Origin of the sequence: Streptomyces sp. AM 2-1-1 (genome assembly GCF_029167645.1) — a bacterium.
Lineage (GTDB): Bacteria > Actinomycetota > Actinomycetes > Streptomycetales > Streptomycetaceae > Streptomyces.
In genome coordinates this window covers 1,382,851-1,397,529 of record NZ_CP119147.1, presented here as the reverse complement: position 1 = coordinate 1,397,529, position 14,679 = coordinate 1,382,851, and the positions used below count along the sequence as shown (strand labels likewise).

Sequence of the window (14,679 nt, the reverse complement as noted above, 5' to 3'; positions counted from 1 at the left end):
CGGGAGCGGGCACCGGCGCGTCGGACGCGCCCCATCCGTGTTTCCATGGTCGGGAGAGTGAGGGCCTTCCGGCCGGACCGGGCCGGACGGGGGAGTGGTGCCGGTCCGCGCGGGCCCGGCGGGATCCGGGCGAGGAGCCGCAAGGGCGGACAGGACGACGAGGAGTGGCGTGCCGAAGGGTGGAGGGGTGCCGGTGCCCGGGGAGACGGAGCCGGTGCAGGGATGCCACCACAGTGTGGTCTTCTCCGACGACCGGCAGTGGGCCGAACACCTCGCCGCCGTCGTCCGCGGCGGGCTGGAAAAGGGCGAACAGGTGCAGTACTTCGCGGACACCACCGCCCCCGAACGGGTCCTGCGCGCCCTCACCGACGCGGGGATCGACGCGGCGGGAGCCGTGTCGCGCGGGCAGTTGTCCGTGTCGGTCGCCGCACAGACGTACCTGGCGGGCTCGCGCTTCGATCCCGACGCGATGATCGGGCTCTGGTTCGACGTGGCGGAGGCGGCCCGCGCCTCGGGCTACCCGGGGCTGCGGGCGATCGGTGAGATGTCCTGGGGAGCGCGGGACGTCACCGGCGCCGACCGGTTGCTGGAGTACGAACTGCGCATGCACCACGAGGTGTTCGCGCGACTGCCGTTGAAGGCGTGGTGCTTCTACGACCGCCGCCTGCTCACCGACGCGTACGTGGGGATGCTCGCGGGCGCCCACCTGACACACGAGGGGGAACCGTACGCCGAGCCGGCCCTTCGGGTGGCGCCCCTGGCGGACCGGCCGGGCCTGGCGCTGTCCGGGTCGGCCGGATACGACACCCGGGACGCCGTCGCGTCCGCGGCCGCCGCCGTCTCCGGCTCGAAGGTCCAGCCGATGGAACTCGACCTGGCCGGCCTGCGTCACCTCGACTCGGCGTCGCTGGCCGTGCTGGCCGAGGCCGCGGCCGTGCGGCCGGGAGGGACCCGACTGAGGATGCGGCAGGCCCCTCCTGCCGTGCGACGACTACTGCGACTGTTCCCGGAGCTTGATTCCATGGTGGAGGTCGTGGACCGATGACGACATACGGAACGCTTTCGACCGAACCCGGCCCCCAGGCGGCCTTCTACCATCCGGCACTGTTCTACGGCACCAGGGACGAGTACCTCGACGGAGTCGGGTCGTTCGTCCAGGACGCCGTGGACCGCCGCCACTCCGTGCTGGTGGCCGTGCCCGGTCCCCAGCTCGCCTTGCTGCGGGACCACGTCGAGGGGGACGGCGTCACCTGGGTGGACATGCGCCAGGCGGGACGCAATCCGGGGCGCATCCTCTCGATGCTCCAGGAGTTCGCGGACAAGGGGCGGAACACGTGCACCCAGGCATCGATCGTGGGAGAGCCGATCTGGGTCGGGCGCACGCCGGCGGAGTCGCTGGAGGCCACGCGCCACGAAGCGCTGATCAACCTCGCGTTCACCGGGCGTCCCGTCAGCATCCTGTGCCCCTACGACACCGCCTTGCCCGAAGACGTGCTGGCGCAGGCGTACCGCACCCACCCGGTGGTCGGTGAACCGGGGGCGTACCGCGCCAGCTCCGGCTACGCCGATCCGCACGAGGTCTGCCGCGACTGCGACGCCCCGCTGCCCGAACCGTCGGACGCCGTCGTCGTCCCCTTCGGCGAGGAGGGTCTCGCGCTCGTCCGTGACGAGGCCGAGCGCTGGGCGGACGCCGTCGGTCTGCCACCGGTCCGCCGTACGGACTGGCTCCTCGCCATCAGCGAGGCGACCGGCAACTCGGTGCGGCACGGCGGCGGCCACGGAATCCTGCGCATGTGGCGCGAGAGGGGTGAACTGGTCGCGGAGATCCGCGACCAGGGGCTCCTGACCGACCCCCTCACGGGCCGCCGCCGGCCCGATCCCCGGGCGGCGACCGGTGGCCGAGGTGTGTGGATCATGCATCAGCTGTGCGATCTGGTCGAGATCCGCGCGGGCGCCGAGGGACTCGTCCTGCGGCTCCACATGGGTCTGGAGTGAGCCGGGCCGTCCCCCAGGACGGCCCGCCGCCCCACCACCAGGTCCGCGTCGGCCGCCGCCGCATCCGGCCCTCACCGGGGTCCCGCCGCCCGGCGGAGAGCCGCGAGGAAGTCCCGATTGCTCACGCCCTTGAGCACGTACTCCAGGACGCCGACGCTCAGCATCTGCTCGGCGGAGCCCTTGTAGTCGTAGGCGGAGAACGCCACGATCCGGCTGTCCGGTGAACAGCGTGCGATCTCCCGGGCCACCGAGGGGCCTCCACCGGGGAAGCGGACGTCCAGGACCACGATGTCGGGCCGGAGCCGCTGCGCGAGTTCGAGCGCCCGGGCGCCGTCGCGCGCGGTACCCACGATCTCCATGTCGGACTGGGCCCGCACGACGTCGCCCAGGGACTCCAGGATCATCGGGTTGTCGTCGCACAGAAGGACGCTGAGCGGAGACGGACCGGGGAGACCGCCCGGTGCCCCCGCGGTCACGGCTTGCCGTCCGTCGGCGTCGGAAGCGGCAGGGGATTCGGCACCCAGAACTCGACCGTCGTCCCCGCACCCGGGCGACTGTGCAAGGACCACCAGCCCCCGGCCGTCTCGGCCCGCTCCCGCATCTCGATGACCCCGAAATGCTCGCGGGTGCCGTCCTGGGACATCGGAGAGCCGGTGCCGTCGTCCACGACCCGCGTCAGAATGCCCCCGTCGACCGAGGTGAGACGGACGTCGACCCTGCTCGCCCGCGCGTGCTTGCGCACGTTGAGCAGCGCTTCCTGGACGATGCGGAAGATGGTGATGGCCGTCTCCGGTGCGGGCTCGTGCTCCAGCGCGTGGTCGAAGGAGTACTCCATTCCCCACGAGATGCCCACCACGTCGTCCAGGTGGCTGGAGAGCCCTTCGACCAAACCGTGCCGGTCGATCCCCGGAGGATGTAGCCGGAAGGTCAGACTGCGGAGGCGACCGATCGCCTCCCGCACCGACGCGTCGAGACGGAGCAGCTCCGCGGAGTGCGGCTCCGCGACCTGGTCCGCCAGCAGTTCGAGTCGCATCCCCACCGCGACCATGGCCTGGATGGAGTCGTCATGGACGTCCCACGCGATGCGACGCCGTTCCACCTCCTGCGCCTGGACCAGATGATCGAACAACCGCCGTCTCTCGACGAGGGCATGCTGCGCCGCCCGCCGTTCGGACATGTCACGGGTGACCTTGCCGAAGCCCTGCAGTACGCCGTTCTCGTCCCACAGGGCGGTGATGACCACGTTCGCCCAGAACCGGGAACCGTCCTGACGGACGCGCCAGCCCTCGTCCTCGAGCCGGCCCTCGGCGACGGCGGTCTCCAGCTCCCACTGCGGTTTCCCCGAGGACTGGTCCTCGGGCGGGTAGAAGACGGAGAAGTGCTGCCCGAGGATGTCGGCGGCCTGATACCCCTTGATCCGCTCCGCGCCCGCGTTCCAGCTGATGATGTAGCCCTGCGGGTCGAGCATGAAGATGCCGTAGTCCAGCACCCCCTGCACCAGCAGGGTGAACGCCTCCTCCGACAGCGGAGCCGCCTGCTTCCGCTCCCACCGGTGCGGTCCCGGCTCCGGCGTCATGCGAGGAGGCCCTCGCGCCGGGCGATCGCCACCGCTTCCAGCTGGGAACGGGCCCCCAGCTTGTGCAGCACCCGCTGGACGTGGTTGCGCCCCGTGTTCAGGGCGACCCCGAGGTGGACGCTGATCTCCGCGGTCGTACGGCCTTCGGCCAGCAGACCGAGAGCCTCCCGCTCCCGGGGCGTCAGGTCGCCACCGACCGCCGGCGCCCTGCCGGTGAGCCGCCGCAGCACATCACCCAGGACGTCCGGGCCGAAGACCATCTCGCCCGCCGCCACCCGCCGGACGGCGTCCTCCAGCTCCCGCAGACCGTTGGCCTTCAGGATCATTCCGGCCCCGCCCCGCTCCGCGACCCGCGCGGCGACGGAACCGCTTCCCTCCGCCGCCAGGATGAGCACACGCACGTCCGGGAGGAGAGCCAGCAGATCGGCGATGGCGGTGACCCCGTCACCGTCGGGCAGGCGTCGGTCCATCAGCACGACGTCCGGCTCGTACCGCGCCGCGTCGGCCAGCGCCGACGACACCGACGCCGCGCGCGCCACGACCTCCAGATCGGGTGATCGCTCCCACGCGAGGCAGATCGCCTCGGCCACCATGTCGTGGTCCTCGACCAACAGGATCCTGACCGGTCGGCTGTCTGGGCGCGGGGCGGGCATCGGTACGTCCTTGCAGGTGGCGGGGGCCGACATCATGTCAGAAGGCGCTGGGACCGTGGCTCGGCGGCAGTCGCCGCGGCTTGTGAGGAGGCGGGACGGCGCCCGCGGAGCGACGGCTGACCGGGTCCGCGTCCACCGGCGCCTTCCGCTCGGCGAGGAACGTGTCGACCCCGATCAGGGAGAGCAGTCGCGCCACCTGTGTTCCGGCACCGATCCCTTCCACGGCGACGTCCACGCCCGCTCGCAGTGCGGCGGCGCGCGCCCCGAGTAAGGCGCTCAGACCCGCGCAGTCGCAGAAGGAGACGCCCGTCATGTCGAGGCGCAGACACGTGGAGCCTTCCGCCAGGCATGCCGCGACCACGCTCCCGACGTGGGGTGCGGTGTCCATGTCGAGGTCGCCGACGAGGACCACACGGGCGACGCCCGCGTGAACTGCCGTACGCGCCATGAACGGTGGAACGGCCACAGCATCCCGGACCGTCCCCTGGGTGCGTGTGGAGTCTGCCTCTGCGTGGGATTCCATGAGCTCTCCGCGGGCCCTCCGTCGACAGCTGCCGAGACTCGCCATAGTGCGGGAGCATCAGCTCTCGTCTAGTGAATCCACACTAGACGCGGAAGTCAACACCGGTTGGTCCTGCTCGGCCCACTGGCGCTCGAAGTCGCGGCCGAAGCAGTTCTTGTCGCCGATCAGCGTCTGCCGGGCCCGGGCGGGGGGAGCCACTTGGCCTCGGAGGTGAAGCCCGGCCTGGCCTGCATCATCGCGAGTGTGACCAACTCGGCATCGGTCAGTTGGGGGGCGATACCGACCGCCGGACGCCAGGTGCGGTGAGTCCTTCAGCGGGTCGTCGGTCTTCACAGGGAGTGCGGTGGCGAGGGAGTCCAAGTCCGTTCCCACACACTGACGTTGGACTTCCTCCTTCCGACCCCGCGGGTGTTTCTCCGAACAAGTCAGCATGTGGCGATGGAAGGCTTCCGCGGACTCAGGCGCCCACGGTCCCGTCGACACCTTCGCGCAGCAGGTCCGCGTGCCCGTTGTGGCGGCCGTACTCCAGAAGCACGTGCACCATCACCATCCGCAGCGACACCTCCTCGCCCCATCGTGGCTGGTACCCGGCCTGCTCCAGGGACTCAGCCTCCCGCTCGACACGGCGCGAGTTCTCCACCTCGGCATCCCAGGCCACGAACGCCTCGTCCCTGGTTGACGCACTCGCGTCGTACGCCGCCTGAAAGTCGATCTTGTCGGACCAGACCATGGGCGCGTCGTTGTCCTCGAACACCCGACGGAACCACGCACGCTCCACCTCCGCCATGTGCCGCACCAGACCGAGCAGTGAAAGCGTGGACGGCGGCATCGACTGCTGCCGCAGCTCCTCGTCGGTGAGCCCTTCGCACTTCATGGCGAGGGTCGCGCGGTGGTAGTCGAGGAAAGCCCGCAGCATGTCGCGTTCGCTGCCGAAGCTGGGCGGTCCTGTGCGATGGTCGGTGGTCATTGGTCCTGCTCCTCATCCGTGCCTGCATCGAAGGCCAGTATCTGATCCCGTCGACTGTCCCCGTACGAGGGCTGTCAGCCGGACCTGCTTGTTCCCACAGGGGTCGCCGAACACGGGAATCGGAAAGACTCAGTGGACCCCGCAGCCGCACCTACCCCTTGGAATCGACCATCCCGGGTCGACTCCCGGATGTGCTTGCGCCCACCAGCTCCGCCATCACGGCCGGTGGCAGGGACGGGTTGGCGGCAGCTGCTTCCACTACGTGCCAGTCGTGATCGGCGAGTAGTTCGACGATGACCTCTGGCGGCAGTGCCGGGTGCCCGGCAGCCACCCGCCGTGCCTCCCTGTCCGTCAGACAGGCGAGCAGGGCCGGGCCGGTCGCGGCGGGGTTCCGGGCGATCTCACGCAGTGCCTTCCGAACAGGCGGTACGTGTCTGGTCAGGTCCTCCAGCAGGGCGGGCGGGGTCTCCGGATTGGCCGCCACCTTGGCGACGACCCGGACTCCGTGGCGCTCGACAATGGACCGCAACTGGGCCTCCGAGAGGCCGGGATGCCGCGCGATGGACTTGACCACCTTCGCGTCGGGGTCGTCGGCCAGCACGTTCCGGATCTCGGCCGGCAGATCGCGCCGTTCGGCCAGGAGCATGCGTACCACCGGATTCGACGACCTGGCCAAGCCCTCGATCTCGGCGGGGGAAGCGGAGGCGATCCGCGGCAGCAGGGACGGGCCGATCTTGGTGGCCGCTGCCAGATCGGACAGAACGTCGAGCGGCACCCGGGGGTTGCGCGCCAGCCTGCGCTGTACGTCGTGTCCGCGGTCGGCGGCCAGCAGACGGATCAGGGTGTCGTCGATCGCCGGGTTCTCCGCCAGTTCCGCTCGAACGCCGGGAACGGGATCGCCGGAGAGTCGCACCGCTACCTCCTGCGGCAGGTCGGGGCGGGCAGCGAGCTGGGAGCGCAGCAGCATCGAAGGGTGGCCGGCGAACCGGAGCAGAGCCTCGATCGGTGCGGCCGGGTTCCACAGCGCCTGCTCGGCCAACTCGTGGAAGGCTGACTGGCGCGAGCCGTCGCAGGAGATGCCGGACCGAAGGTCGCAGTCAAGCCTCGGGCAGTGCGGATCGTGGGCGTAGGGCGTCTCCTCACCGTCGCAGACCAGGCACTGCTCTGCCGGTGGCAGCCCTTCGCCGGTGATCAGCATGGTCAGGACCCGGGGTGGCGTCGCCTCGTTGGCCGCCACCGCGCGGCGGACCTCCGCATGCGGGTGCCGCGCCAGACGGGCCGCCAGGTCCGCCGTGGTCCACAGCGCGAGTTCCGCGACGACCCGTACGTCCGGGTCGGAGGCGAGCACCTCGCTCACATCGGCCGGAAGATCGGGACAGGCGGCCAGCTTCAGGCGGCGCTCGGCGTCGGGGTCGTGGGCGAAAAGCCGTGCCCACTCCGGGTCACCGGAACGCTTGTCGAGCAGGGCGAGCGCGGCCTGCGGCTGCGTGAGGGGGTTGACGTCGGCAGCGGTCAACCGGCCCTCGTACACGAGCCGCACCATGCTCTCCTCGACCCGCGCGGCCAGGTCGGCCGCCTGCTCGCGGCTGAGGTCGGCGCGGCCGGCCAGGCCGTCGGCGATGTCCGCGTCCGCGGCCGCGATCAGGTGCCCGACCAACTCGAAGGGCAGAGCCTCGTTGACGGCGAGGCCGCACAGTACGTGGTTCACAGGAAGACACCCTGCCCGACTGCGGTCGAACGGTCGATGGAATTCGGTCCCGGGAGAGAGCGCCACGGCGTCAACCCCGGCGAGGTCGCGCACGGGAGCGGCTCCCGGCTCCGTGGCACGGCCCTCGCCTTCCGCTCCGTGACCGCTCTCTCCTCCCACTGGTCCGCGGGACAGGTGGGGCTTCCGCTTCTTGGCACCCCGTGCCCGGCGGCCGAAACCTCCGCGTTCCCCTCTGGCCGGTCAGGCCGGACCGGGGCCGGGGCGCGGCCTCCCGGGACGGCCGGAGACGGGCGGGTCCGGAGCGCACCCCGGAGCCGATGCGCCGCCGCCCCTGCCGCGTTCCGGGCCCCGTTCAGCGCGGGCCCGCGGCCCGCCAGGATCCGGTGACACGTGTGCTGTGGGGGCGGCTCCAGCGGGCGGCCTGCCGGACCCGGATCGCGGGGCCGCTGCTCGGGCGGGGGAGTGCGGCGAGCAGGGCCGCGGTGACGGCTGCCACCTCCTCCGGGGTCGGGTCGCCGCGCAGGATGCGCAGCGCGGGGACCTGAGCGGCCGGGGCCGAGGGGTCCTCGGCGCGGGCGGGCAGCGGGAAAGGGGTGAGTGGACTCATGGCGTTCGACTCCCTGAGGTGTGGGTGGACGACTCGCGGGGGAGGGAGGGGCCCCGGCCGCCGCCCGGGAGGGGTGGGCGGGCGGCGGCCGGGAGCGTGGGGCGACAGGGCCCGGGCGGGGTGCCGTCAGGGCCCCGAACCGGCCGGGACAGGACTGCCGGGTGACGGCAGGTGGTGATCCGGGACGGTGACGTACGGATTCGGGGTGCGGCCGACCGGCGCGGTCGCCCGTACGGCAGGTCCGCGAGGCGCCGACGGGGCTGCGGGCGGGGTGTCCTGGCGGGGCGCCGTCCGGTGAGCGGGATGTGTGAGGGGTGGCCGGGAGCGGCTGCGCCGGGACCACGCTCGCCGGGAGGGTCCGAGGCTGTCCCGACGGCGGCCGGCGTTCCGCCTTACTGGTCGCGGCGGCGCTGCTCAGCGCGTTACGGCACCGATCGGCTCTTCGCGTCGGTGCGGCGGTGAGGGTCGGACACGCTTCTCTCCCCCTTCCGGGCCGGGCCGGCCGCTCGTCGAGGCCGCCTGGCACACCAGAGGACCCCTCGGCGCTGGAGCCGTGTCGGGGTCGCGGTGGAGCGCGGGGGTACGGCGCGCCGTACCCGGCACCCCGGGGCGCAACGGCCGTGCGGGCGAAGGCGGCGGGCCGCGTGTCCGGCGCACGGGGGCGCGGGCCGCGCGGCCCGCGCACGGGAGGGGGAGAGGGTGAGAGGGTGGGCGGGGGCAGAGGCCCGGCGCTCGGGGAGGGAGGGGCGCGCGGTCAGCCCTGATGCGCGGGAATCCGGCCCCACACCTCCTGTTCGAGCCGGCGCAGCCGCGGGGACGGCAACAGGCCGTACGTCTCGTCCAGGCGGGTGCGTACCCCGGCGTACACGGCAAGGGCCCGCGCGCGCTGGCCGGAGCGGTCCAGTGCCGTCATGAGCAGCCCGTGCAACTCCTCGTTGTGCGGGTCGCGGGCGGTCAGCTCGTGGAGTTCCGGCAGGAGTCGCTCGTGCGCCCCCAGCCGCAGTTCGGCGGCGAGGCAGCGTTCCCTCGCGGCCGTACGGCTCTGCTCCAGGCGCATGGCCTCGATGCCGAGTACGGAGCCGGCGGACAGACCGGCCAGCGCGGGTCCGCGCCAGAGGGCGAGCGCCTCGCGGAAGAGGGCGGCCGCCCGGGCGTCGTCGCCCTCCTCCAGGGCGAGTTGGGCGGCGGCGCACAGCCGGTCATGGGCGTGCGCGTCGACGGCCTCGTCGCCGGCCAGCAGGGCGTAACCACTGGGGCGGGTGACGAGCAGTTCCCGGGCCCGGGCGGCGGTGCCGACCGCGCAGGCGAGGTGGTTGCGCAGCTGGAGGACGTACGTCTGGACCGTCATGTGTGCCTTCGGGGTCGCGTCGGCGCCCCAGAGCTGCTCCACCACCGTGTCCACCGGCACGACCTGGCCGGCGTGCACGGCGAGCAGTGCGAGGAGTTGGCGGGGTTTGTGCGCGGTGGGGGCGAACCGTACACCGTCCACGTGCGCGGAGAACGGCCCCAGCATGGCGATCTTCATCGGTTGCTCCTCCCGGGCGGTGTCCGGGCTCCGCACGGTCCGGACCCGTCAGGACGACCGTCGCACGGCCGCCGGGCCCGGTGACAGTGAGGAGGACACCGGTGCGATGTGAGTCCGACCCGTCCGGCATATGACGGATTCATGGTCGGTCAGGGGTGACTTTCGTGGCGGGCGCGGGCGCGGGCCGGCGGCGGTGGGGCCGGGGTCAGAGCCAGCCGGAGGTGCGGGCGATGCGGATCGCGTCGACCCGGTTCCGGGCGTCCAGTTTGTAGACGACGGTGGTCAGGTAGTTGCGGACGGTGCCGAGCGACAGGTGCAGGCTCGCCGCGATCTCCTCGACGTCGTCGCCCGACGCGGCCAGGCGCAGTACGTCGACCTCGCGCGGGGTCAGCGGGCACTCGGCCGTGTTCAGTGCGGCCAGGGCCAGTTGGGGATCGAATACCTGCTCGCCGCGGGCCACGGCGCGGATCGCGTCGGCGAGCCGTTCGGGCTCGGTGTCCTTCAGCATGAAGCCGCGCACATGTGCTTCCAGGGCCCGGCGCAGGTTGTTCGGCTGGTCCAGGCTGGTGATGATCAGAACCTTGGCGCCGATGCCGCGCCGGTGGAGCTCGCGGGCCGCCGAGATGCCGTCCAGGACGGGCAGTTCGATGTCCAGGACGGCCACGTCCGGTTGGAGCTCTTCGGTGCGGGCCACGATGTCGGCCCCCGAGTCGAGCTCGGCGACCACCTCGATGTCGGGCTGCATGGAGATCAGCTCGACCAGTGCGCGGCGCAGCATGCGCATGTCCTCGGCGATCAAGATCCTGATCATCAGCGAACGCTCCCCTCCATCCACCGTACCCCCCGTACGGTGGATGCCGGAGCGTACTCTACGTGCGGGCGGTAACCGGGGGGAGCCGCTCGCCCGACGTGCCGTCACCGGAGCGCCGTCAGCGGTCAGAGGAACATCGGCGTGGGATTGAGCTCCTCGTAGGGGGTCGGCGCGGCGACCCGGGAGAGCCGTACCGGTACGTCGTAGAGGCGTCCCGGGGCGAACCGGGCCCAGAAGTGGCGCATCCCGGGCACGATCACCTTGACGACGGGGAGACCGACGTCGGGCCGGGTCTGGTCGAGGACGAGCAACTCCATGCCGCGCTCGCGCACCGCCTCCGTGATGGCGTCGATGTCGTCGCGCAGATCGGTGCGGGGCGTGTAGCCGAAGCCGGCGGGCCCCCGCGCCGGCGCGTCGGAGTCGGGCAGCAGATAGGGGTGCCGGGACACGGTGGCCGTGCGCCACCAGTGCAGCAGGCGCTCGTCGGGGCAGCCGTAACCGGTGCCGTCGGCCGCCGCGTCCACCACCGCCGGCATCATCTGGTTCATCTCGGCGAGCGCCCGGCACAGGGCGATCGCGGGGTCGAAGTGGGCGCCGAAGCCGAACAGGATGTCCTCGGCCGGCTTGTCGGTACGGCGGGTGAGCGCGGCGAACGTCGGGATGCCGAAGTCCGAGGTCACGTCGAGGACCCACACCTCGCGGCCGAGCGAGGCGTGCAGCGCCCGGGTCCTGCCGATCCACGGCTCGTCGAACGCGTCCAGGTCGACGGCGGCGTGCCGGGTGCGGTTGTACCACCACAGCGCGACCGCGTCGCGCTCCACCAGCTCCAGGAATCCCTGGACGACGGCGTCCTCCAGGCTGCTCCCGCCCGCGTTGCCGTTGGAGTCGGCCCGGACGTGGCGGCCCAGGCCCGGCTGCTCCGGCGCGTCGAAGTACAGCAGCGCGGTGGGCAGGAGCCGGTGCTCCCGGCGGGTGAGGGACCAGACGGGCGTCCAGTCGAGCGGGGTGTCCTCGCCGAGGGCCTCGACACCTTGCCGGGGGTCGAAGAGCAGGCAGTCGGAGGGGTGGACGGCCCGGTCCCGGACCTGGCGCCAGCTCGCCCGTTCGGTCGGCTCGTCGCCCTGGTAGGTGCCCGAGTGGCGCTCCAGCGACTCGCACAGCGCGCTGACCCGGGCGTCGAGTTCGGTCATCCCCTTGCCGCCGCTCTCGCTGCGCAGCCGGGAAGCGGGGCCGGTCAGCCCGCGGGCCCCGGTCGCGTGGTTGTGGCCGGCGCGGAAGGAGTTGAGCCCGGCCGGGCCCCGGGCGTCGCGCTGGACGGCCTTGACGACTCCGGTGAAGGGGCTGATCAGGTGTTCGTAGGTGTGCAGGGTCTGCTCGGCGGACACGGCCCGGTGGCCGGAGCCCGTGAGGTCGGACTTGGTGCGGGAGCGCAGCGTCACCGGGCTGTTGACCTGGCGGGCGACCAGGGACGGATCACCGCAGCCGCGGCACTGCGGCCGGGCGTCGAGCCGGTGCAGCCGGGTGGAGAGGGTGAAGGTGTCGAAGGTGAGGATGCCGTTCTGGCCCGGGTGGCGGTGGCCGGCCAGCCACTTCACGCACTCCGCGGCCGCCAGTTGGTGGCCGAGCAGCAGGCTGGCCGGGGTCTCGGCCGGCGGATGGGCCACCGGGCGGCCCAGGGCCTGCCGCAGATGGGTCTCCGTGCCCCGGTGCCCGGACATCCGGTGCGCCAGACACTGCCAGCACGCCCCCTCGCCCGGCTGGAACACCGGGCCCACCCACGGGGTCGTGCCGTGCGGCTTCGCCAGCAGCCAGGGGAGCCCGAGGCCGCGCTGGTCCGCCTCGATCTCCCTGAGCGCCGGGTCGAGGTAGGAGTCGCAGACCACCAGGGTGGCGTCGGCCCGCGCGCCGTCGTGATCCGTCACCACCGTGAGTCCGGAGGCGGTGCAGGCGCGGGCCGCGGCGGCCGGGTCCGCGCCGCCGACCGACCTGATCCGCACGGTGTCGGCCCCCAACGGACCTGGTGCGCCGGCCAGTTCCCAGTAGGCGGCGGCCGCCGCGTCGGCCTGGCCGGCCGACTGCGGGGCGAGGCTCAGCAGGTCCGCCGCGTGGAGCCGGCCGATGGCCAGGGCCACGTCGACCGGGGTGCACTGCCCCGCGGCGTCGGCGACCAGGGACCGGAAGTCCCTGGTGCCGTCCAACAGGGGGGCCACGGCGGCCACCCCCGCGTCCTCGAAGGCGCAGATGCCTCTTTCGGAGATGACGTAGGTCGCTTCACCCGGCACCACCTCGGCGCGCAGATGCCTCTTGAAAGCCATGCGTGTCATGCGGTCTCCCCCCCCGGATCCGCTGTTCAGCAGCCGACTCTGGCCAGTTCGGCGCCGGTGGGGTCGGTGTTGATGCAGAGCGTCAGCAGGACGGCGCCGGCCGGTCCGAGACCGGAGAACTCCTCGCGGACGGTGTGCTGTCCGGTGGCGACGGGAAGGGCGGGGGCACTCACGCCCTCGGCGAGGGAGATGCCGAACTCACCGAGGACGTCCTCGGGGCGGGCCGAGTACAGGTCGGCCGTCGACGGGTCGAGCAGGGCGCGCATCATCAGCTCGGCGAACTTCATTTCGTGCTCCGGGGCGGAAAACACCGACGTGGACTCAAGGCTGGGGAACATGGACTGGATCATGGTCACTCCACTGGTCTCGGTGGTTCTTCGTGACTTCCGTCTGTCGTGGTGCTGACCAGGAGTAAACGCAATCGAGCGATATCTCCACAAGTGATCACTTCACAACTGCCTCTGTGAGTTCTTCACCGTTCCGACGGGACGGATCGAGCGCCTGGGGACGGACACGACCGGGTACCGGTCTTCCCGGCATTTCCCGCATTTCCGTGCACGGACGTCGTCGCGACGACGGATCGCGGTGGCGGGCGAGAGCCTGTCGCGCCGGCTGTTCACCCCTCCGGATCGAAGAAGTGTTCATATTGCCTTTCATGCGATCTCCGCAACGCTATGCTCACCCTCGGTGTGAACCGATGCCACGGGGGTGGGGCGTGTGACCCAGGGTGATGTACGCGGCCGAAGGCCGCAGGCGCGCAGAACGGCCGCGACCGGTACACAGCAGTGGGCGGCCGTCAGCTCCGCCGCACCCAGTCCGGCGATCGCCTCCGTCCTGCTCGGAGTCGTCTTCCTCGGCTACCTGCTCATGCAGATGGTGAACATCTTCGAAGTCTCGCCCGGCAACGGGGAACTGGTGTGCAGTCTGGCCGTCCCGCCGCTGCTGGTGACCCTGCAGTACGTGCACTCGGCGCCGAGGGCGCAGGCGCTGCGTCGCCGGGTGGCACCGTGGAGCCTGATCGCCCAGGCCGTGCTGACCTTCGTCCCGCTCACGGCGTTCGGCTGGCACTGGGGCGGCATGGCCGGATTCCTCGCCGGTTCGCTGCTGCTGTCGCTGACGCCGCGCACCGGCTGGACGATGTACGGCCTCACCGTGGCGGCGGTCGTCCTGGTGTCGGCCCGGCAGGACCTCGGCTTCGTCAACGTCGTGTACATGGGTGTCTCCACGGCACTGACCGGACTGGTGCTCTTCTCCCTGGCCCGGCTCGCCGCGCTCTCCGCGGCCATCCACGAGTCGCGGGACGAGCTCGCCCGGATGGCGGTCGCCAGGGAACGGCTGCGCTTCGCCCGGGACCTGCACGACCTCCTCGGCTACAGCCTCTCCTCGATCACCCTGAAGAACGAGCTGATCAGCCGTCTCATCGATCACAACCCCGAACGGGCACGCGAGGAAGTCGCCGAGGTCCTGCTGATCTCACGGCAGGCGCTCGCCGACGTGCGGGAGGTCGCGCGCGGATACCGCGACATGTCGTTGCTGGTCGAGGTGGAGTCGGCCCGCTCGGTGCTGAAGGCGGCGGGTATCGACGCCCGGGTCGACATCGCCTGCGGAAAGCTCTCCGCCACCGCCCACACCATCCTGGCGACCGTGCTGCGCGAGGGCGTCACCAACCTGCTGCGGCACAGTCAGCCCCGCACCTGTTCGATCACCACGAAGACCGAGGAGCAGGCCGGACGCGGACAACCGGCGCAGGTGGTCCTCACCCTCGTCAACGACGGTGTCGGTACCGGGAGTTTCGTCTCCGCGGGCTCCGCGCCCACCGGCACCGGGCTCGGGAACCTCGCGGTCCGGGTCTCCGCCGTCGGCGGCCGGCTCAAGGCCGGCACGGTGGAGGAGGGCGTCTTCCAGCTCTCCGTGCGCGTGCCCGTCGACGCGGAGCCCGCCCCCTCCGGCGACCCGATGCCCGCCCCGGCGGCCCGGGTCCCGGTGTGAC

The 14,679-nt window shown here is 72.0% G+C and carries 14 protein-coding genes and 1 pseudogene; 3 read left to right on the top strand and 12 right to left on the bottom strand.

Annotation, left to right across the window (positions count from 1 at the left end):
* The first annotated feature begins 169 nt into the window (after positions 1-169).
* Positions 170-1,045: an MEDS domain-containing protein gene (locus PZB77_RS05870; protein WP_275491491.1), complete on the top strand. Its 876-nt coding sequence runs from the start codon at positions 170-172 to the stop codon at positions 1,043-1,045.
* Positions 1,042-1,995 carry a sensor histidine kinase gene (locus tag PZB77_RS05865; protein WP_275491489.1) on the top strand — a complete coding sequence of 318 codons (954 nt, stop codon included), beginning with the start codon at positions 1,042-1,044 and terminating at the stop codon, positions 1,993-1,995. Before PZB77_RS05870 ends, PZB77_RS05865 begins: the two co-directional genes overlap by 4 nt.
* A 71-nt stretch (positions 1,996-2,066) precedes the next feature.
* Here the strand turns inward: PZB77_RS05865 and PZB77_RS05860 are convergent, their stop codons facing one another.
* The 12 genes and pseudogenes from PZB77_RS05860 to PZB77_RS05805 all read right to left on the bottom strand — a co-directional run bounded on the left by PZB77_RS05860 (position 2,067) and on the right by PZB77_RS05805 (position 13,027).
* Positions 2,067-2,471, bottom strand: a complete 405-nt coding sequence (locus PZB77_RS05860; protein ID WP_275491488.1) for a response regulator transcription factor — start codon at positions 2,469-2,471, stop codon at positions 2,067-2,069.
* Complete coding sequence (locus tag PZB77_RS05855; RefSeq protein WP_275491487.1) at positions 2,468-3,571, bottom strand: PAS domain S-box protein; 1,104 nt, start codon at positions 3,569-3,571, stop codon at positions 2,468-2,470. Before PZB77_RS05855 ends, PZB77_RS05860 begins: the two co-directional genes overlap by 4 nt.
* Complete coding sequence (locus tag PZB77_RS05850) at positions 3,568-4,224, bottom strand: response regulator transcription factor (RefSeq protein WP_275491486.1); 657 nt, start codon at positions 4,222-4,224, stop codon at positions 3,568-3,570. The genes PZB77_RS05855 and PZB77_RS05850 overlap by 4 nt, the downstream gene beginning before the upstream one ends.
* A 37-nt stretch (positions 4,225-4,261) precedes the next feature.
* The gene (locus PZB77_RS05845) at positions 4,262-4,672 is read right to left on the bottom strand and encodes an STAS domain-containing protein (protein ID WP_275491485.1); all 411 of its coding nucleotides are present in this window, start codon (positions 4,670-4,672) and stop codon (positions 4,262-4,264) included.
* 266 nt (positions 4,673-4,938) lie between these two features.
* Positions 4,939-5,119 (bottom strand): annotated as a pseudogene (locus PZB77_RS05840) (IS982 family transposase); the annotation flags it as partial.
* An 85-nt stretch (positions 5,120-5,204) separates the two neighbouring features.
* Positions 5,205-5,714 (bottom strand): DinB family protein, encoded by a 510-nt coding sequence (locus tag PZB77_RS05835; protein ID WP_275491484.1) that lies wholly within the window; start codon positions 5,712-5,714, stop codon positions 5,205-5,207.
* 151 nt (positions 5,715-5,865) lie between these two features.
* Positions 5,866-7,422 carry a hypothetical protein gene (locus PZB77_RS05830; RefSeq protein WP_275491483.1) on the bottom strand — a complete coding sequence of 519 codons (1,557 nt, stop codon included), beginning with the start codon at positions 7,420-7,422 and terminating at the stop codon, positions 5,866-5,868.
* A gap of 352 nt (positions 7,423-7,774) precedes the next feature.
* The gene (locus tag PZB77_RS05825) at positions 7,775-8,029 is read right to left on the bottom strand and encodes an acyl-CoA carboxylase epsilon subunit (protein ID WP_275491482.1); all 255 of its coding nucleotides are present in this window, start codon (positions 8,027-8,029) and stop codon (positions 7,775-7,777) included.
* 754 nt (positions 8,030-8,783) lie between these two features.
* Complete coding sequence (locus tag PZB77_RS05820; RefSeq protein WP_275491481.1) at positions 8,784-9,554, bottom strand: AfsR/SARP family transcriptional regulator; 771 nt, start codon at positions 9,552-9,554, stop codon at positions 8,784-8,786.
* A 205-nt stretch (positions 9,555-9,759) separates the two neighbouring features.
* Positions 9,760-10,365 carry a response regulator transcription factor gene (locus tag PZB77_RS05815; RefSeq protein ID WP_275491480.1) on the bottom strand — a complete coding sequence of 202 codons (606 nt, stop codon included), beginning with the start codon at positions 10,363-10,365 and terminating at the stop codon, positions 9,760-9,762.
* A 125-nt stretch (positions 10,366-10,490) separates the two neighbouring features.
* A complete protein-coding gene (locus PZB77_RS05810; RefSeq protein ID WP_275491479.1) occupies positions 10,491-12,689 on the bottom strand; it encodes a TOMM precursor leader peptide-binding protein in 2,199 nt (732 codons plus the stop codon).
* 26 nt (positions 12,690-12,715) lie between these two features.
* Positions 12,716-13,027: a hypothetical protein gene (locus PZB77_RS05805; protein WP_275491478.1), complete on the bottom strand. Its 312-nt coding sequence runs from the start codon at positions 13,025-13,027 to the stop codon at positions 12,716-12,718.
* A 379-nt stretch (positions 13,028-13,406) separates the two neighbouring features.
* Here PZB77_RS05805 and PZB77_RS05800 point away from each other — a divergent pair, with 379 nt between their 5' ends.
* The gene (locus PZB77_RS05800) at positions 13,407-14,678 is read left to right on the top strand and encodes a histidine kinase (protein ID WP_275491477.1); all 1,272 of its coding nucleotides are present in this window, start codon (positions 13,407-13,409) and stop codon (positions 14,676-14,678) included.
* Position 14,679 lies beyond the last annotated feature (1 nt).